At 72.0% G+C, this 18504-nt stretch carries 15 protein-coding genes and 1 pseudogene; 10 read left to right on the forward strand and 6 right to left on the reverse strand.

All coding sequences use genetic code 11. The features are described 5' to 3' along the window. Positions 1-425: 425 nt before the first annotated feature. The 3 genes and pseudogenes from B0E54_RS08245 to B0E54_RS08255 form a co-directional block, all read left to right on the forward strand. Positions 426-896: pseudogene (locus tag B0E54_RS08245) on the forward strand (flagellar basal body protein FliL); the annotation flags it as partial. A gap of 333 nt (positions 897-1229) precedes the next feature. Further along, positions 1230-1685, forward strand: a complete 456-nt coding sequence (locus B0E54_RS32745; RefSeq protein ID WP_308195342.1) for a hypothetical protein — start codon at positions 1230-1232, stop codon at positions 1683-1685. Positions 1686-1818: 133 nt separating this feature from the next. Further along, positions 1819-3060, forward strand: coding sequence for an ATP-binding protein (locus B0E54_RS08255; protein WP_234582672.1), 1242 nt, complete (start codon positions 1819-1821; stop codon positions 3058-3060). A 21-nt stretch (positions 3061-3081) separates the two neighbouring features. On the opposite strand, the gene B0E54_RS08260 is transcribed toward B0E54_RS08255, so the two are convergent. Further along, on the reverse strand, positions 3082-3630 hold the full coding sequence (locus tag B0E54_RS08260) for a GNAT family N-acetyltransferase (RefSeq protein WP_234582673.1): 549 nt from the start codon (positions 3628-3630) through the stop codon (positions 3082-3084). A 134-nt stretch (positions 3631-3764) separates the two neighbouring features. On the opposite strand from B0E54_RS08260, the gene B0E54_RS08265 reads away from it, so the two are divergent. Then, positions 3765-4310 (forward strand): DoxX family protein, encoded by a 546-nt coding sequence (locus B0E54_RS08265; protein ID WP_234582674.1) that lies wholly within the window; start codon positions 3765-3767, stop codon positions 4308-4310. Between the two features lie 214 nt (positions 4311-4524). Then, positions 4525-5970, forward strand: a complete 1446-nt coding sequence (locus tag B0E54_RS08270; protein ID WP_234582675.1) for a glycosyltransferase 87 family protein — start codon at positions 4525-4527, stop codon at positions 5968-5970. A gap of 4 nt (positions 5971-5974) precedes the next feature. Here B0E54_RS08270 and B0E54_RS08275 read toward each other — a convergent pair whose 3' ends face one another. The 5 genes from B0E54_RS08275 to B0E54_RS08295 form a co-directional block, all read right to left on the reverse strand. Further along, positions 5975-6403 (reverse strand): molybdenum cofactor biosynthesis protein MoaE, encoded by a 429-nt coding sequence (locus B0E54_RS08275; RefSeq protein WP_234582676.1) that lies wholly within the window; start codon positions 6401-6403, stop codon positions 5975-5977. Beyond that, the gene (locus tag B0E54_RS08280; RefSeq protein ID WP_234582677.1) at positions 6400-7656 is read right to left on the reverse strand and encodes a molybdopterin molybdotransferase MoeA; all 1257 of its coding nucleotides are present in this window, start codon (positions 7654-7656) and stop codon (positions 6400-6402) included. Before B0E54_RS08280 ends, B0E54_RS08275 begins: the two co-directional genes overlap by 4 nt. Before the next feature lie 74 nt (positions 7657-7730). Continuing rightward, complete coding sequence (locus B0E54_RS08285) at positions 7731-8201, reverse strand: molybdenum cofactor biosynthesis protein B (protein WP_234582678.1); 471 nt, start codon at positions 8199-8201, stop codon at positions 7731-7733. Continuing rightward, positions 8198-8689 carry a cyclic pyranopterin monophosphate synthase MoaC gene (gene moaC / locus B0E54_RS08290; protein ID WP_234582679.1) on the reverse strand — a complete coding sequence of 164 codons (492 nt, stop codon included), beginning with the start codon at positions 8687-8689 and terminating at the stop codon, positions 8198-8200. The genes B0E54_RS08285 and moaC overlap by 4 nt, the downstream gene beginning before the upstream one ends. Positions 8690-8949: 260 nt before the next feature. Next, positions 8950-11922: a BTAD domain-containing putative transcriptional regulator gene (locus B0E54_RS08295; protein ID WP_234582680.1), complete on the reverse strand. Its 2973-nt coding sequence runs from the start codon at positions 11920-11922 to the stop codon at positions 8950-8952. Positions 11923-12653: 731 nt separating this feature from the next. On the opposite strand from B0E54_RS08295, the gene B0E54_RS08300 reads away from it, so the two are divergent. The 5 genes from B0E54_RS08300 (at position 12654) to B0E54_RS08320 (ending at position 18492) form a co-directional block, all read left to right on the forward strand. Then, positions 12654-15182: a bifunctional diguanylate cyclase/phosphodiesterase gene (locus B0E54_RS08300; RefSeq protein ID WP_234582681.1), complete on the forward strand. Its 2529-nt coding sequence runs from the start codon at positions 12654-12656 to the stop codon at positions 15180-15182. A 102-nt stretch (positions 15183-15284) separates the two neighbouring features. Continuing rightward, entirely contained in the window at positions 15285-16622 is a 1338-nt protein-coding gene (locus tag B0E54_RS08305) for a glycosyltransferase 87 family protein (RefSeq protein ID WP_234582700.1), read from the forward strand. Between the two features lie 41 nt (positions 16623-16663). Further along, positions 16664-17296 carry a phosphoribosyltransferase gene (locus B0E54_RS08310; protein ID WP_234582682.1) on the forward strand — a complete coding sequence of 211 codons (633 nt, stop codon included), beginning with the start codon at positions 16664-16666 and terminating at the stop codon, positions 17294-17296. A gap of 22 nt (positions 17297-17318) precedes the next feature. Then, the gene (locus B0E54_RS08315) at positions 17319-17702 is read left to right on the forward strand and encodes a zf-TFIIB domain-containing protein (RefSeq protein WP_234582683.1); all 384 of its coding nucleotides are present in this window, start codon (positions 17319-17321) and stop codon (positions 17700-17702) included. Positions 17703-17814: 112 nt separating this feature from the next. Further along, complete coding sequence (locus B0E54_RS08320; protein ID WP_234582684.1) at positions 17815-18492, forward strand: maleylpyruvate isomerase N-terminal domain-containing protein; 678 nt, start codon at positions 17815-17817, stop codon at positions 18490-18492. The last annotated feature ends 12 nt before the right edge of the window (positions 18493-18504 follow it).

Below are 18504 nucleotides of genomic sequence, written 5' to 3' on the forward strand. Positions count from 1 at the left end.
TCGTGCAGGAGGGCGGCATGACGAACTACGGACCACCGGGTGAGGGCTATCGAGGCCCGTGGCGTGGGCAACGGCCCGACGAGACGCCCGGCCGGCCGCCGCAGCAGCCCTACCCGCCCGGCCCGGAGCCCTACCCGCCGACGGTTCAGTCCTACCCGCCCGCCCCTGCGGAGCGCCCCGGGTCCTACGGCGACGGTCCGTACGGCGGCGAACCGGCGAGGCCCTACGGTGGCGGCCCCTCGTACGGCGGCGAGCGCGGGGCACCGTACGGGGCTGAGCCGTCCGGTGCGCCCTACGGCGGCGGACGGTACGGCGGGGAGACCGAGGCGCCGTACGGTGGCGCGTACCGGCCGGCCGAGGCGCATCCCCCGTACGGCGGGGAGCCGTACCGGCCCGACGACGGCCCGTACGGCGGTGACCCCGCACCCGTCCCGCCCCGACGCGGCAGAGGGCCGCTGATCGCTGTGGTGGCCGTCGTGGTGGTGCTGGCGCTGGCCGGTGGCGGCGCGTACTGGTTCCTCGGCCGGTCCGATGACCCTGCCGCTCCGGTGGCCGCGCCGACCGGTTCGGCAGGTGTCGGGGCGCCGAGCGCGGCCGGGACCGAGCCGGCCGAGCCGGCGCCGAGCGCCGCCGCGCCGGAGTCGTCGGCCGACCCGCGGTTCGTCAAGGTCGGCCAGTGCGTGCGCAACGACGGGACGGCCGGCGGCAAGCCCAAGCTGCTGATCAGCGGCTGCACGGCGAAGTCGTACGAGGTGCTGCGCCGGATCGACGGCGCGACCAGTGGCGAACGCGACGCCGAGGCGAAGTGCGCCAAGGTCGAGGGCTACACCAACTGGTACTTCTTCGACAGCGAGCTGGACACCCTCGACTTCGTCCTCTGCCTGAAGCAGCGCTGACCACCCACCCCTGGGGATGAGATGACGACCAACGGACCATCGGGTTCCGGGCAGCCGGACGACCCGTACCAACGCCCGCCGATCGGGCCCGACGGCCCGTCCCCGGTCGACCCGACCGTCCCCCAGTGGGGCCCGCCGCCACCGCAGCCACCGCAGTGGGACGCGCCGCCACCGCAGCCACCGCAGTGGGGTCCGCCACCGCAGCCGGCGCAGTGGGGCCCGCCGCCGCAGCCCTCGGAGTGGGACGCGCCGCCGGGGCCGTTCCCACCCGCCGGGCCCGGCCCCGGCCAGCCGGCGGCGCCGTGGCCTGCGCAGGTGCCCGGCGGGTACCCGATGCCGCCTGCCCCGCCGGCGAAGAGGAACGGCGGCAAGATCGCCCTCATCGTCGCGCTGGTGGTCCTGCTCCTGGTCTGCCCGTGCCTCGGTCTCTTCGGCTGGGCGGCGTTGAAGGCCGCCGACAGCGACAGCGACTCTGCCGCGCCAGCTCCGTCGCTGAGCGTCCCCGTCGTCCCGCCGGGCCTGCCCAGCGACGCCCCGAGCCCCGTCCTGCCGTCCCCGGACGAGGAGGAGTTCGCCAAGGGGGACTGCGTGGTCAACGACGGCAGCGAGGACGACGCGGACCTGCGCAAGGTGCCGTGTGGCCCGAACACCTACCAGGTGCTGCTGCGCATCCCGGCGACCACTGACGGGGACCGGTGCGCGACGCTCGCACCGCAGGCGACCGCGAACTACGTGCACGACAACGCGATCGACGTGTTCGACTACGTGCTCTGCCTGAAGAAGCGGTAACCCTCACGGAAACTAGGGCTGTCTAGCGTGGACGCTAGACAGCCCTAGTTTTGTCTCGACGGTCGCAACACGCCGGTAGCCTCATCTATCCATATCTAGCTTCGCAGCTAGAGGGCCCGATACTCTGCGATGCGTGGATCCGGTCCGCAATCCGTACGCCCCCGGCGCCGGGCAGCGCCCGCCCGAACTCGCCGGGCGGGGGCGGGAGCTGGACGTCTTCGACATCGTGCTGGAACGCATCGCCCGCGGTCGCCCCGAACGCAGCCTCATGCTCACCGGCCTGCGCGGCGTCGGTAAGACGGTCCTGCTCAACACCCTGCGTTCCCAGGCGATCAACCGACTCTGGGGCAGCGGCAAGATCGAGGCCCGGCCAGACCAGTCACTGCGCCGGCCGGTCGCCGCCGCGTTGCACATGGCGATCCGCGAACTCGCCCCCCGGCACCGCGCTCCGGACCGGATCGACGCCTTCCTCGGGGTGCTCAAGGCGTTCGCCCAGCGGTCCACAACGACCGGCCGCGCCGGGGCACCGTCGAAGCTGCGCGACCGGTGGCAACCCGGCATCGACGTGCCCGCCGCCAGTGGCCGGGCCGACTCCGGCGACATCGAGATCGACCTGGTCGAGCTGTTCACCGACGCCGCCGCCGTGGCCAGTGACGTGGGCACCGGCGTCGCGCTCTTCATCGACGAGATGCAGGACCTCGGCCCGGAGGACGTCTCCGCGCTCTGCGCCGCCTGCCACGAACTGTCCCAGATCGGCGCCCCGCTGATCGTCGTCGGCGCCGGGCTGCCACACCTGCCGGCCGTGCTGAGCGCCGCGAAGTCGTACTCGGAACGGCTCTTCCGCTACCAGCGCATCGACCGGCTCGATCGGATCGCCGCCGACCAGGCGCTCTGCGCGCCGGCCGAGCGCGAGGAGGTGGAGTACGAGCAGAAGGCACTCGACCTGCTCTACGAGAAGTCCGGTGGCTACCCGTACTTCGTCCAGGCGTACGGGAAGGCGACCTGGGATCATGCGCCACGGTCGCCGATCACCGCCGCCGACGTCCGGGTCGCCGCCCCCGAGGCCGAGGCCGAGCTGGCGGTCGGCTTCTTCGGCTCCCGGTTCGAGCGGGCCACTCCGGCCGAGCGCGAGTACATGCGGGCGATGGCCACGCTGTCCCTGGTGGAGGGCGAGTCCGGTGCCGCGGTCCGCGACGACATGGACGCCGCGGTGCCCACCTCCGAGATCGCCCGCGCTCTCGGCCGGAAACCGGCCAGCCTGTCCCCGGCCCGCGACGCGCTGATCAAGAAGGGGCTCATCTACTCCGGTGAACGGGGCACGGTGGCCTTCACCGTTCCGCACTTCGGCCGGTACCTGCGCACCCAGCCAACCTGACCGCCGCGCCCGCAGTCGCCTTCAGACCCTCGACCAGGGCGCCGGGAAGACCACCTCGCCGCGCGGCGGCGGACCCTCCTCACTGGTCGACGGTGGCAGCACCAGCGCCTGCCAGGGCTCCCCGAGCCCGGCCCACGGGCTGGTGAGGCCCAGCTCCGCGGCCGGCCCGAAGCCGAAGCGGCGATAGAAGGCCGGGGCACCGAGGACCACGACCAGCCGCTCGCTCAGCTCGGTGGCGGCGTCCAGAGCGGCCTGCACCACGGCGCTGCCGTGCCCGACCCGCTGCCGGTGCGGCGCGACCGCCACCGGCCCGAGCGCCAGGGCGGGCGCGACGGCACCGCGATCGGGTCGCACCCGCACCCGGGTGAGCAGCGAGTATCCGACCACCTCGCCGCCGTACTCGGCGACCATTGCCAGCTCGGGCAGCCAGGCGTCGGTGCCGCGCAGGTCATCGACCAGCCCCACCTCCGGCGGCGTCTGCACCTCCGGGCGGGCGAACGCCGAGGCCAGCACCCGACGCACCGGGCCGGCGTCGGCCGGGCCTTCGGGGCGGAGCCGCAGCGTCGTCACCCGCGCGACGTTACCCGTGACAGCCTGTCCATCAGCGATGGTCGCTCGAATCGGCGTGGCGTACGTGCACACCGACCGATCCGGATCCGGCGGTTGCCGGGGTAGCAAACGCCCCGACGGGGTATGACTGATCCATGACGCCCGTACGCTCCCTCGCCCGCGCCATGCTGAGCGGCATCTTCGTGGTCAGCGGGTACCGCAACTTCCGCAACCCCCACCGGCTCGCGGAGACCGCCAAGCCGGTCACCGACCGGGTCGCGCCGCTCCTGCAGAAGGCGCACCCGAACTTCCCCACCGAGACCGAGACGTTGATCCGCCTCAACGCGGCGGTGCAGGTCGGTGCCGGGCTGATGCTGGCCACCGGGCGGTTCAGCCGGCCCGCCGCGCTGGTCCTCGCCGGGACGCTGGTGCCGGTGACCCTCGCCGGGCACCCGTTCTGGAACAACGACGACCCGATCGCCAAGAACAACAACGAGATACACACCCTGAAGAATCTCGGGCTCTTCGGCGGCCTCCTGCTCGCCGCCGCCGACACCGGTGGCAAGCCGGGAATCCGCTGGCGTACGGGTCACCGCATCGGCCACTCTCGACGTTCCATGCAGCGCGCCGTCCGCACCGCCCGCCGCGAGGCCCGGATCGCCGTCCGGTCAGCGGCCACCGCGCGTCGACTCCCCGGCTGACCTGCCTCGATCTGCGTCGGTGTCACCCCCACCCCCGCTAAGGCCACGAATTACCTGAACCACCCGGTAGGCGTTAACGCGGTGGAAATGTCAAAAACATGTGTGGGATCGGACACGGTCGCATAACGCGGGAGGCACTGACGTGAGGCGCCGTTCTAGGCTCCGTGCAGGACCTGGACGGGTAGGACGACCTTGGTACGGGGGTGGCCACGCCATGCCGACGACTGTCGGTAGACGGGCGGACCGCCTCGCCCCAGTTCAACGCATGACGCGGGGGATCGATCGCAGGAACGTCGTACGGGGCGCCATCGTGGCCGCCGTCGCCTATGCCGCATGGCTCGCCATCGGTGAGTTTGGGCGACCGTACAACTTCTTCGACATGAAGATCTACCACGGTGCGGTGGTGTGGTGGGCGAGCGGTCATGAGCTCTACGAGTTCATCGCGCCCGGCACCACGCTCGGCTTCACCTACCCACCGTTCGCCGGGCTCGTCATGCTGCCCATGGCGCAGCTGCCGATCGACGCGGCGGGGATGGTCAACGCCCTCGCCAGCATCGCGGCGCTGACGCTGGTGCTGGCCGGCCTGCTACGCCCCATCGTGGACCGGCTGGCCTGGCCACTGTGGTTCACCGTGGCGCTGGCGGTGCCGCTGGCGCTCGCCATCGAGCCCAGCCGGGAGACGCTCGGCTACGGCCAGGTCAACCTCCTGCTGTTCGCACTGATCATGGCGGATCTGATCGGGCTGCGGTGGCGCTCGCGCCGAGGCACCCACTACGCCGCGACCGACGGCCCGCTGCTGCGCTTCCTCTACGGTGGCGCCTGGGCGGGCGCCGGTATCGGCCTGGCCACGGCGGTGAAGCTCACTCCCGCGCTGTTCATCGCCTACCTGCTGATCACCCGCCAGTGGCGGGTGGCGGCCACCGCGATCGGCACCACTATCGGCGTGACGATCGGGACCTTCGCGATCGTCGGCGACGAGTCGCGGACGTACTTCGGCAGCGTGCTCTGGCAGACCGAGCGTGTCGGCGCCGCCGACATGACGCCGAACCAGTCGCTCGCCGGCCTGTTGGCCCGGCTGTACGACTCGATCGAGACCCCCGGGCTGCTCTGGCTCGCCTTCTCGGTGCTGATCCTGGCGGTGGGTCTGTCCCGGGCCGCCAGCTCACGCGCCGACGGTGACGAGCTGACCGCGTTCACGCTGGTCGGCCTGACCGCCAACGTGATCAGCCCGATCTCCTGGACGCACCACCTCGTCTGGGTGATCCCGGCGATCATCGTGCTGGCCGACGCCGCCGTCCGTCGACGGGAGGCGAGCAGGGGTCTGGGGCAGCGCACCGGTCAGGGCGCGGCGTTCGGTGGCCTGAGCGGGCTCAACGGTCTTCGCCCGCCGATCTGGTATCCGACGCTTACCGGGTTCCGGCACGGTGTCGCCGCCCTCGGCCTCTACCTGCTGTTCCTGATCTCCCCCATCTGGCCGTACGAGCACCAACTGCCGGAGGTGTCGCACTACCAGGACGGTCTGTTCGGGGCGCTGATGGAGAACTCGCTGGCCCTCGCGCTGATCGTGCTGGTCGCGGCGCTGCCCTGGCGGCCCGGCGCCGAGCCGGCGTTCTACGGCGAACGGCTCGCCCGTGCCGTGGCGGTCAACGGCCGCCGCTGAGCGGTCAGGGACAGTTGACCCATTCCTCGGTGCCGTCGACGAAGACCTGCCGTTTCCAGATCGGCAACCGGGCCTTGGCCTCGTCGACGAGCCGGGCGCAGGCCGCGAAGGCCGCGCCGCGGTGCGCGGTGCTCACCGCGGCGACCAGCGCCACGTCACCGATGGCCAGCGGCCCCACGCGGTGCGAGACGGCCACCGCGTAGACGTCGGGATCGGCGGCGATCTCGGCGGCCACCTCGCGCAGCACCTGCGCGGCGCTCGGGTGCCCCTCGTACTCCAGGCTCACCACCGGACGCCCATGGTCGTGGTCGCGGACGACGCCCTGGAAGGAGACGACCGCGCCGGCCCGGCGCTCGGCGACCGCCGCCTCGTGCGCGGCGAGGTCGAGGGGCTGGTCGGTGACCTCGACGACGGTGATCGCCGGCGCGGTCATGACGCCCGCTCCCCGGGCAGCAGTGGCAACGGCACGATCGGCACCCGATCACCCTGCGCACCGTTGGTGCCCGGTCGGATGACGGCGAACCCGTCGGCGCCCGCGAGACCGCGCAGCATCGCTGACCCGACGTGCCGCACCGGATGCGCGGTGCCGGCCGCCCAATCCAGACGGACCAGCGCCAGATGGGTGTGGTCGCCGCGCCCGGGCACCGCCTCGGCCAGTGTGGCGTGGGGCAATACCGGCATCGAACGACCCTGGAGCCCGGCGAGCAGCGGCGCGACCAGGGACACCAGCGCGACGATTGCGGACTGCGGGTTGCCCGGCAGGCCGGCGACGAACCGGACCCGCCCGTCGTGATCGGCCAGCCGGGCCAGCAGCATCGGGAAACCGGGCCGGACCGCCACCGTGTTGACCACGTAGTCGGCGCCCAGCGCCTCCAGGGTCGGATGCAGGTGGTCGACCGGGCCGTGCATCGTGCCACCTGTGGTGCAGACCAGGTCGGCGTTGGTCAGCGCCGCGCGCACCGCCGCCACGTGCGCGGGCAGCGTGTCAGCCACCGGGCCCACCACGTCCGAGGGGCGGACGTGACAGCCGTAGCGACGTAGCCACGCCGGCACCGCCGGGCCCAGCGCGTCGCGCACCCGGCCCGCACCGGGCGGGCCGGCCGTGAGCAACTCGTCACCGAAGACCAGCAGCGCGGCACGCGGCGCCCGCCGGACCCGCAGCGTGTCGTGCCCGCAGGAGGCGGCCAGGCCGATCACCGCCGGGTCGACAGGCGTGCCGACCGGCAGAAGCTCCTCATCGGCGTACGCCTCCTCACCCGGCTGCCGCCACTCCGGCGTCGGCCGGGGCGTGCCGCTGACCAGGCCGTCCGTGACGGTGGACTCCTCGATGCGCAGCACGGCGGAGGCGCCCTCGGGGACCATGGCCCCGGTCGCGATCTCGACTGTCGTGCCGTCCTCGGTGAGTGGCGCGGGGGTGTTGCCGGCCAGCACACGCCCGACGACGCGCCACGGCCCGCCGCCGCGCACCGCCCAGCCGTCCACGCTGGAGGTGGGGAACGCGGGCAGGTCGGTGCGGGTGGTCAACGGCTCGGCCAGGGTCAGCCCGTCGGTGTCGACCAGCGGCCGGGCGACGGCGGGCAGCGCGGCGGCCAGACCCACCGCGTACACCCGGGACCGCGCCTCCTCCCACCCTGCCGGTGGCGGCGCGACGACCCGGTCCGCGGTTGGTGCGGCTTTCGTGCTCACCGACCGAGCCTATCGGGGCGGACCGACGTCCGTCGGGCCTGGGCGCGGACGGGCGGTGGGCGCCGGCGGACCGATCAGTGGTCGCCGCCGCGAAGTTGGTCGACGGCGTGGCCGAGGATCGGCCCGAGCACTGCCAACCCGTCCCGGGCGCCGCCGGTCGAACCGGGCAGGTTGACCACCAGCATCCGGCCGGCCACCCCGGCCAGGCCCCGGGACAGGACCGAGGTGGGCACTCGCTCGCGACTGTGCGACCGGATCGCCTCGGCGATGCCGGGGATCTCGTAGTCCAGCAGAGCGCGGGTCACGTCCGGCGTCCGGTCGGACGGGGTGATCCCGGTGCCGCCGCTGGTCAGCACCACGTCGACGCCGTCGTTGCGGGCGGCCCGCAGGGCGGCGCCGACCGGTTCGCCGTCGGGCACCACCACCGGCTCGTCGACCTGACAGCCCAACTCGCGCAGGCCGGCGACAAGCAGCGGGCCGCTGGTGTCGGCGTAGACACCGGCCGCGGCCCGGTTGGACGCGACGATCACCCGGGCCCGGATCACGGCCGGTCCTCCGGCCGGATCCACTCGCCGGTCTTGCCGCCCTCCTTGCGCAGCACCCGGACCGCCTCGACCGACGCCGCCGGATCAACTGCCTTGACCATGTCGATCAGGGCCAGGCCGGCGACCGCGACAGCGGTGAGCGCCTCCATCTCGACGCCCGTCCGGTCCGCCGTGCGGGCGGTGGCGGTGATCTCCACCGTGTCCGCGGTCAACCGCAGGTCGACTGTGACACCGTGCAGGGCGATCGGGTGGCAGAGCGGGATCAGATCCGGAGTGCGCTTGGCCCCCATGATGCCGGCGAGCCGACCGACCGCCAGCGCGTCACCCTTGGGCAACCCGTCGCGGTGCAGCAGGTCGACAACCTCGGGCGTGGTGCGCAGACGGCCCGCCGCGACGGCCACCCGGCCGGTCACCGGCTTGGCGGAGACATCGACCATGCGGGCCGCGCCGGCACGGTCGACGTGGCTGAGCTGCGCGGGTTCGGTCACGGCCGTGAGCCTATCGGTGCGGTACGACGCATCGGCGCTCGGAAGGGGCGGCGGCCCGGCACCCGCCGGGTGCGACAGCGCTCAACCGGACCGCGCCCCTGCCTCGCTGGACCCGCCGCCGAGGTCGCTGGGGGGACCTGACGGCGGGCGCGTGTCGACGACCCGGTTCTGCCCACGGGCAGAACCTCCCCCGTTCGTCGATACGCTCGAAAAGCTACCGGGCCCGGCGATAAGAAATCGATAAGCGACGTTCGCCCAGGTCAACGCCCCACGTCGGCGAGGGCTGAACCCAGTTCGGCGAGGCGGCGCTCGACATCGAGGCGCTCCGGTACGCCCATCCGGCGGAAGATCGCCAACGCCCGCTCCCAGTGCCGCCGAGCCTCGGCCGGGTCGACGGCACTGAAATGCTCCGCCAGGCCCGCCAACGCACGCCCCTGCTCGTGCGGGTGGGCGATCCGCGTCGCCAGCCGCAGGGCCTCACGGTGCATCTCGGCCGCCTCGCGGTCAAGCCCGCGTGCCCGCAGCGTCCGGCCCAGCTCGTTCAACGCCGCGGCCTCGATGTGCCGCTCGCCCGAACCGACCGCGAGGGCCCGCCCCATCTCATGCTCCTGCTGGGCCTCCGCCAAACGACCAAGACCGCGGTAGGCGATGCCGAGATCGAGGCGTACCTCTGCCTCGCCGTATCGGTGGCCGGTGCGGTCGCGAAGCGCCAGCGAGGCCCTGAGGATCCTGATCGCCTGATGGAGGTCTCCCATCCGGGTGCGTACCGCTCCGATATGGCTGAGAGCGTTGAGGACGTGGAACTCGCTCGAGTTGGTTCGGGCCCAGGCCAGGTGACGCCGGTGTATCCATAACGCCTCTTCGTAACGACCCAGTGACGTGAGGGCTATGCCGACATTCGGTAACGCCATCGGCACTCCTACGTTGCCGTAGCCCTTGTAATCACGCAGACGTTCCATGCCGAGCGCCACGGCCTCGGTCAGATTTCCGCTCCAGTAGTGGACCGGGGCGAGATTGGCCTGGTAGCGAGCCGTGTTCAGCACGTCCCGGGATTCCTTGGAAAGCTCGACCGCGCGGGTCAGGTGTTTCAGGGCTTCCCGGTTGTCGCCGGTCCGGACGTGAGCGGAGGCCAGATAGTTGTGCATCAGCGCCGTCGACTCGGCGTTGCCCGTCGCCTCTGCCGCTGCCAGCCCCTGCTGGTGGGTCGTGATGATGTCCTCGAAGTATCCGCGGATGTAGCAGAACCGCCACAGGGCGCGGGCCAGCCGCCAGGCGTGCTCGTAAAAGCCCGACTCATGCGCCGACGCCACCATCGTCACCAGGTCCGCCCGCTCGGCCTCCAACCACTCGGCGCTCGGCTCGCCGAGAGCCTCCAGCAGTTCGGGCCGACCGAACGGGAGATGACTGACCTGGCTTCCGATGACGACGGGCTCGATGGTCTCAGCAATCCGCAGTGCCGCTGCCAGGGTGAAGTCGAGCAGTTGGGCCAGGGCCGACCGGCGGTCCTGCGCCGAATCGACGTACCGGCAAAGCTCGACGGAGTACTGGCGCATGAGGTCGTGCAATCCGTACTGCCGCGAGTTCAGATCCTCCACCAGGTGCCTGTCGGTGAGGTCGTCGAGAGCCGCGCGGGCTTCCGCCACCGTCAGCCCGGTCAGTGCCGCGACCGCCGTTGGGCTGAACCGGCTACCGGGGTACAGACCCAGAAAGCGGAAGACCCGCTTGGTCGACTCGGGGAGAGGTTCGTAGGAGGCGGCGAACGCGCCGGTGACTGTGCTGTTCTCCCCGGCCAGATGGATGAGAACCGACGCCGCGCCGGCCATCTGTGCCGCGAGATCCGCCAACCGCCAACCACGTCGGTGCGCCAGCCGGGCGCCGGCCAGCCGAATCGCCAGAGGAAGATGCCCGCACCGTCGGACCACCTCGACCGCTGCTTCCGGCTCGGCGTCGACCCGTTCCCGCCCCACACTCAAGGCCAACAGGTCGACGCCCTCCTCGGACGACATGACCGGTAGGGACTGCGACGCGCCGAGGTCCGGGTGGGTGAGTCGGCGTCGAGACGTCACCAGCACGACGGCGGTGGGCTCGATCGGCAGAAGGGGCAGGATCTGGTCGCTGCTGGCGGCGTTGTCCAGAATGATCACCGACCTTCGGCGGGCCAGCTCACGTCGCCAGAGTTCCGTCCTGTCGTCGAGGTCGACCGGCACCCGCTCGGGCGGCACCCCAAGCTGGCGAAGGAGGACGACAAGAGCCGACGCCGGTCCAATCAGGTCCTTCTCGCCATGCCCCCGCAGGTCGACGTACAGACGGGCATCCGGGTACCGGTCGCTCAGCCGGCGGGCCAGGTGCACGGCAAGTGTTGTCTTGCCGCTGCCGGCCATCCCGTCGATGACGTGCACGGCCGGGACGCGATCCTCGACACGCCGCGTTTCCGCCAGCAGCCGCGCCAGCACGTCTTCCCGCCCGACGAAGTCGGCGACCGCCCGGGGGAGATGGTCCACCGGTTGGACCCGGACCGGCTCAGCGGTCGTCCCGCCATCCGCCACACCGGCCGCAGCCCACGCGGAGTGTCCCGGCCGGATTCCGGATCGCGGGGCGACCGGCACGGGGCTCGAACTCGCGGTGGCGATCCTGCCCCGCATCTCTTCGATGTTGACCCCGGGCCGCACCCCCAACTCCGTGAGCAACCGGGTCCGGATCTCGTCGTACGCGACGAGCGCCTCCGCGTTGTCCCCGCGCTCGTGCAGGCCCCGCATGAGAAGGACGTACGCCGACTCACGGAGCGGGTGACGAGCGACCACCTCCCGTAACAGCGGAATCGCCAGGTGGTCCAGGCCCGAGCGCAGTTGGGCGTCGGCGAGGAGTTCCGTGGCCAGCACGCGTTCCTCTTCGGCGGCCACCGCTCGGGCGGTCAGAACGGGCCCCAGCGGGATGCCGGCGAGCATCGGGCCACGCCACCGGGCCACCGCGCGACCCAACAGATCCCGGGCCTGATCCAGACAGCCGGCCGTCAGCGCCTCCCGACCGGCGCTCCGGTCCGACTCGAAGCGGAAGAGGTCGATCAGCTCAGGCGGCACGTCGAGCCGATAGCCGTTCCGCTGTCGCACGATGACGCCTTGGCCGGACGGGAAAGACTCGAAGGTCCGACGCAGATTGGCGGCATAGCTCAGCACATTCGCTACCGCTGATCGCGGTGGGCAATCAATCCACAACTCGTCGACGAGATCGTCCACCGGCACCAGTTGACCCGGCCGAAGTAGAAGCATGGCGAAGACCGCCCGCTGCTTTGGCGTCCCCAGGTGCAAAGTGCGCGCGGGCAGTTGCACCGAGAGGCCGCCGAGAACTCGAATGTCCACGTGCCCCCCAACGTCAACCGCGACGGCGTATCCGGTCGATCACGCAACGAAGCTAGCTTACGGGGCCGAATCCGACGTCCGCCTACATCGCGAACCTCGGCATCAGCTGAAATGATGCGTGCGGCACCTGCCCACAAACGACCCGGTTCGCCTTCGCCAGTAGCCCGAAGTGCGGATGAGGCAGCAGTCGAACCTCGCCACACTGAATGCAGCCTGCAACTCGCGAGGCAATGTCCATGCCGTCTCGACCAGCCACGGCGGGTTTGAGCGCTCCGCTCAGGAGCGTGGACAGAAAGTGACATATCCACGCCAGCTTGGCTAATGTTGCGCATACCGACATTAATTGTTCCCTTCTGCGCGTCGATGCTCCTAGTCTCGGCCCTACGAAAGAGGGGCGCCCGCGAAGGCCCCGCGTAGTGGCAAAGGGGGTCGAAAGATGCGTAAGAGCACCGAGTGGACCTGATCCACCTTCAGCCCAAATCAGATCCTCATAGCTGAAGGGGTGTCAAATGCGTAGCACCGAGTGGACCTGACTTCTTATCACCTCGCCAGCAGCGAGGTACGCTGCCCGTCAGCGGATACCAACTGTGGGTTACGGGTGAGGTTGAGTGAGCCGGACGACACGTCGTCGCAGGGACCTCAATCTCCGGCTGCTGACGCTCGTCGCAGTGTTGGTGGCGCTGGCAAGTGTCGTCGCCGCGATCGCGGCGATCGCGACGAGCCGCAACCCACCAGACAGCGCACGGGACATCTCGACAATCGCGGCCCTCATCCTGATGATCGCCTCCGGAGCAGTGGTCCGGGCGGACCTTCGGATCAGGTCGACGACCTTCTCGTTCGCCTGGGTGGAGACCGCGATCGTTCTCGGGCTCGCGCTGGCACCGCAGCCCTGGGTGATCCTGTCCACCGGCGTGGGTATCGCCTGCGCCTCGATCCTCACCCGGCTGACCGCCATCAAGACGGCGTTCGGCATCGCAAAGCACACCCTCGTGGCCGGCGGCACCACGCTGATGGTCGTTCTCCTCGGCGACCGCTGGCCACCCGACGGCTTCTGGGACCTCTTCCTCCTCCTCGCGGCGGTCTACCTCACCGCCGCGGTCCTCGACGACCTGTTGGCCATTCCGGTCATCGCCCTGGCATCGGGCACCCGTGTCTTCCGGCAGTTCCGTAACCACTTCGACCTCCGGCTGGCCGGTTTCGCCGTCCGGTTCGTGGTGGCCGCCTTCACCCTGCTCATCCTCCGGGAGGATCCGCGGCTGCTCCTGGCCGTCCCGCCCCTGGTCCTGAGCCTGCACCTGGCCTACTCCGCGCGCATCCGAGGCCGCACCGAGCAGCAGGCGTGGCAGCGGCTCGCCCGCACCACCGACGCGCTCAACGTGGTCGACCTGGACGACGTGCTCACCACCGCCGTCACCCAGGCCGCCGAGTTGTTCTCCGCCGACGAGGTCGAGATCGAGCTGCGCGACGGCGGTCGCACCGTTCGCGGCGGCACCGGCGGCATCACCTTCGACGGGCCGACCGGCACGCCCACCGACGTGGACGGCACAGTCGTGCCCACCCCGCTGGAGGGCCACGACCGCTCCGTCGACGTCGGCATCCTGCGCCTGCGCTTCCGTGGGCCGGTGCAGCTGTCCGAGCGGGAGCAGTACACGCTGCGCACCTTCGCCTCGGCGCTGTGCACGGCGGTCCGCAACGCCCAGGCGTACGCCGAGCTGGCCCGTGTCGCCGACGAGCACGCGTACGCCGCCACCCACGACGCGCTCACCGACCTCGCGAACCGACGACACCTGCTCGACCAGGGCACCGAGCATCTGAGTGCCCGCCACGCGGACGGGGTGACCGCACTGGTATTGATCGACCTCAACCACTTCAAGGAGGTCAACGACACCCTCGGCCACGCCGCCGGCGACCAGGTGCTGGTCCAGGTCGCCGACCGGCTGCGACGCGCCGCCGCCTCCAGCGATCTGGTGGCCCGCCTCGGCGGGGACGAGTTCGCCGTACTCCTGCGTGGGCTACCGGCCCCCGCGGTGGCCGCGCACCGGGCCGAGACGCTGCTCGCCGCCCTGCACGAGCCGTTCGAGCTGGACGGCATGCGCATCAGCGTCGAGGCCAGCGGCGGGATCTCCGTCGCCCCGGCCAGTGGCGGCATGGCCGAGCTGCTGCGCCGCGCGGACGTCGCGATGTACCAGGCGAAACGGGCCGGCCAGCGGATCTCCACGTACGCCCCGACCCGGGACACCGCAGACCTGAACCGCCTCACCCTCGGCGGCGACCTGCCCCGGGCCGTCGCCGACCACGAGTTCATCGTCAACTTCCAGCCGATCGTGGACCTCGGCACCGGCGAGGTGACCAGCGCGGAGGCCCTGGCCCGCTGGCACCACCCCACCCACGGGCTGATCGATCCGCTGCGTTTCCTGGAGGCGGTGGAGCGTTCGGGAATGCTGCCGGCCTTCGCCGAGGCGATCCTCGACCAGGCACTGATCGCCGCGGCCAACTGGCGCGACGCCGGCTTCGACGTACCGGTCGCGGTCAACGTGTCGCCGCGCAGCCTGCTCGACGCACGCTTCCCCGGCTCGGTGCTGGCCCGACTGCGTGCCCACGACCTTCCGCCGGACCGGCTGGTGCTGGAACTGACCGAGACGTTGACACTCAGCCAGCTCGACGTGGTCGACCGGGTGCTCAGCCGGCTACGCGACGAGGGCGTGCGGTTGGCGCTTGACGACTTCGGCACCGGCTACTCCTCACTCTCCCTGCTCTCCCGGATCCCGGTGCACGAGCTGAAGATCGACCGCAGCTTCGTGACGACCATGGAGAGCTCGGCCGAGGCCGCGGCAGTCATCCGCTCCACCCTCGACCTGGGCCGCAGCCTCGACCTGGCGGTGGTGGCCGAGGGCGTGGAGAGCGAGCCGCAGCGACGCGCCCTCTGGGAGTTGGGCTGCGTGGCCGGCCAGGGCCACCTGTTCGCCCGGCCGATGCCCGCCGGCACCCTGCTCGCCGCGTTGCAGCGCGGGTCGGGCGGCCAACCCGGCACTCTGGCACCACCGCTGCACGACACCGGCGCGGTGATCCGGCTGAGCCAGACCCGCCGCCAGGGCGGGCGTTCCCGCCCCGACCGCCTTCCGCACCTGCCCGCCTGAGCGGGGCACGAGCACGACATGCCGCCGCCGGTGTGACCGGCGCCGGCCGGAACCCCGCGGACAACCGGGTGAGCAGCGCGGTCTGCCAGACTGGCGCTCGTGATCGCCGACGCCCCGACCGCCAGCCGCAACCGCTGGCGGACGTTCGACACCGCCGCCGGCGGGCTCGCCCTCGACCTGGGCCTCTACGCCGTGTCGGCCGTCTTCGCGGCGATCACCGCGCTCACGTCGACCCTGCTGCCACACCGCGCCTGGGGTGCGGTCGCCGCCGTCGGCTACCTGGTCGCGACGCTCGCGGTGATCGTTCAACTCCTCCTGCGTCGACGCGACCCGGCGACCCGACTGGCCGGCCTGCCGATCCGCTGGGCGGTGACCGGTCTCGTGTGGGCGAGCACCGCGCTGCTACCCGCGCTCTGGCAGAGCGTCGAGCGGGCCACCGGACGCGCCGACCGCGCGCAGGAGGAGGTGCTGGTCGTCGAGCAGGCCGGCATCCGCCTGCTGGAGCACGGCACGCCGTACCTCGGCCGAGACGCGATCGCCGCCCTGCCGGCCGGTGAACAACTGCTCGGATACACGCCGTATCAACCGGGCATGGCGCTGTTCGGCCTGCCCCGGGCACTCGCCGACACCTGGTGGACCGACGCCCGAGTGTGGTTCGCGGTGGGCACGGCGCTGGCGCTCGCCCTGGCCGTGGCCGCCCTGCGCGCCGCACGCGACACCGCCGGCGGTCCTCTCGTCGGGGCGCACCCATCCGACGCCGCGCTGCTGCGGGGCGTGCAGGCCGCCACCGTCCTGCCGATCTGCGCGCTCACCCTCGCCACCGGCGGCGACGACATGCCCGTACTCGCGCTCTGCCTGCTCGCCCTCGCCCTCGCCGCCGCCGGTCGGCCCGGCCGTGCCGGCCTCGCGGTCGGACTGGCGGGCGCGCTGAAGCTGTTCGCCTGGCCGATCGCCCTGGTCCTGATCGTCTGGGGTCTGACCAGGCGAGCCGGCGCCCGCGTCGCGGCCGGCGCAATCGGGTTGCCCGTCGCCGCCCTGCTCCCCGCCCTGCTGGTCGACCGCGAGGCGCTGACCGAGAACGTGCTGCGCTTCCCGCTCGGGCACGGCCTGGTCACCAGCCCGGCGCAGTCTCCGTTCCCCGGTCAGCTGATCGCCGCCACGCTCCCCGGTGGCCGGCTGATCGCCGCCGCCCTGCTGATCGCGGCCGGCGTGGCGATCGCCGTCCGACTCGCGCGCCGCCCGCCGGACACGGCCGCCGCCACCGCGCTGATCTGCGGGTACGGACTCCTCGCCGCGATCGCTCTGATGCCGTCCACCCGATTCGGGTACCTGCTGTACCCGCTGGCCCTGCTCACCTGGGCTCCCGCCCTGCGCAACCCGGCCACCGCACCGACCACCCCGACGCCCGATCCCGTGCCCGGTCGGGCCACATCGGTCTAACCGGCGGGCGAAACGCCGCCACACGGCGTACACCTGAAGACATGACCACCTACCGCGACCGCGCCGAGGCGGGCCGGGTGCTCGCCGAGCGGCTCACCGCCCTCGTCGGCGAACCGGACACGGTAGTCCTCGGCCTCGTCCGCGGCGGCGTACCGGTGGCCCGCGTCGTCGCCGAACGGCTCGGCGCCCCCCTCGACGTGCTGGTCGTCCGCAAGCTCGGCATGCCCTGGGCCCGGGAGGTCGCCTTCGGGGCGCTCGGCCCGGGCGGGGTGCAGGTGCTCAACGACGCGATGGCCGGCCGTCTCAGCAGCGACGACATCGCCGAGGTCAGCGGCCGCGAACAGGTCGAGTTGGAGCGCCGCGAGCGGCTCTACCGGGGCGGTCGTCCACCGCTGGACCTCACCGGCCGCGTCGCCGTGATCGTCGACGACGGTCTGGCCACCGGCGCGACCGCCCGCGCGGCAGTCGAGGTCGTCCGCCGGCTCGGCGCCCGCCGGGTGGTGGTGGCCGTGCCGGTCGGCGCGCAGGAGGCGTACGAGCTTCTGGCCGCCGAGGCCGACCAGGTCGTCTGCGCGCAGCGCCCTTCGGATTTCGGCGCGGTGAGCGTCTACTACGACGACTTCCACGAGGTCTCCGACGACGAGGTCACCGACGCGCTCACAGCAACCGCTTAGCTCGACCAGGTACCGTCGGGTGATGAATAGCCTCACCTGTCCCAAGTGTCACGGCGAAATGCGTCAATACGAGCGCAGCGGTGTCGTCATCGACCAGTGCGGGGAGTGCCGGGGCATCTTCCTCGACCGCGGCGAGTTGGAGAAGCTGTTCGAGGCAGAGGCCAACTGGAGCCGCCAGCAGGCCGGCGGCCCGCCGCCGCAGCCCGTTCAGCAGCCGGGCGGCTACCCGCCGCCGCACGCCCCGGCGCAGCACCAGCCCGGCTACGGCGCGGTCCCCCCGCCGCCGCCCCCGCCGCCCGTCCACGGCTACCCGCCGGCGCCTGCCTACGGTCAGCAGCACCAGGGCTACCACGGGCACTACCGGCACAAGAAGCGCAAGGGCTTCCTCGACGAGATGTTCGGCTGAGCCCGACCGTCATCCCAGGTGACGGGCCTCTGGGTCACGGCCGTGACTCAGAGGCACGTCACCCGTGGCCCGTAGGTTGGCGGCCGGGGTGCGTTCTGCGAGGCTGCATCGCATGACCGAGATCCGGCCGGACGAGGCTCTCGCCCAGGCGTACGACGGCATCACGGCGGTGGTCGACGGCCTGGACGACGCGCACCTGCAACGAGCGACCCGCTGCCAGGGCTGGCTCGTCGCGGACCTGCTGCTGCACGTGCTCGGCGACGCCCAGCGGGCCCTCGTGGCCCTGGCCAGCCCTGTCGACGGTCCCGCCGACGTGGACGACGTGTCCTACTGGCGCGGCTTCCCGGGCGGCGATGACCAGGCCGCCCGGCACGCCTGGTGGGTGCGCCGGTCGGCGTCCGCCTTCGACCTGCCGATCGGCATCGTCCGCCTCTGGAAGGAGACCGCGCCAGCGGCGGTCCGCGCCGCCGCGTCGGCGGACCCCGAGGGGTACGTCACCACGCAGGGGCACGTGCTCCGCGTACCGGATCTCCTGGCCACCCTGACCACCGAGGCCGTGGTGCACCACCTGGATCTGACGCCGGAGCTGCCGGAAGCGCCGCCACCCGGCCCACTGGCGGTACGGGTCGCCGTCTCCACGATGGATGGTCTGTTGAGCGACGACGCGGTCCGCCCCGCCGGATGGGACGACAACGAGTTTCTCCTGAAGGCCACCGGCAGGATCCCGCTCACCGACCGGGACCGACTGGAGTTGGGTGAGGCGGCGGGCTGGTTCCCCCTGCTCGGGTGACCGATGCGGGTG

It is taken from the genome of Micromonospora sp. MH99, assembly GCF_021442385.1.
Lineage (GTDB): Bacteria > Actinomycetota > Actinomycetes > Mycobacteriales > Micromonosporaceae > Micromonospora.

Bases quoted from the DNA above. Each gene is read 5' to 3' on its own strand.
- B0E54_RS08310 (WP_234582682.1), top strand. From the start codon at position 16,664: ATGACCACCTACCGCGACCGCGCCGAGGCGGGCCGGGTGCTCGCCGAG.
- B0E54_RS32745 (WP_308195342.1), top strand. From the start codon at position 1,230: ATGCCGCCTGCCCCGCCGGCGAAGAGGAACGGCGGCAAGATCGCCCTC.
- B0E54_RS08270 (WP_234582675.1), top strand. From the start codon at position 4,525: ATGCCGACGACTGTCGGTAGACGGGCGGACCGCCTCGCCCCAGTTCAA.
- B0E54_RS08275 (WP_234582676.1), bottom strand. From the start codon at position 6,403: ATGACCGCGCCGGCGATCACCGTCGTCGAGGTCACCGACCAGCCCCTC.
- B0E54_RS08315 (WP_234582683.1), top strand. From the start codon at position 17,319: ATGAATAGCCTCACCTGTCCCAAGTGTCACGGCGAAATGCGTCAATAC.
- B0E54_RS08265 (WP_234582674.1), top strand. From the start codon at position 3,765: ATGACGCCCGTACGCTCCCTCGCCCGCGCCATGCTGAGCGGCATCTTC.
- B0E54_RS08320 (WP_234582684.1), top strand. From the start codon at position 17,815: ATGACCGAGATCCGGCCGGACGAGGCTCTCGCCCAGGCGTACGACGGC.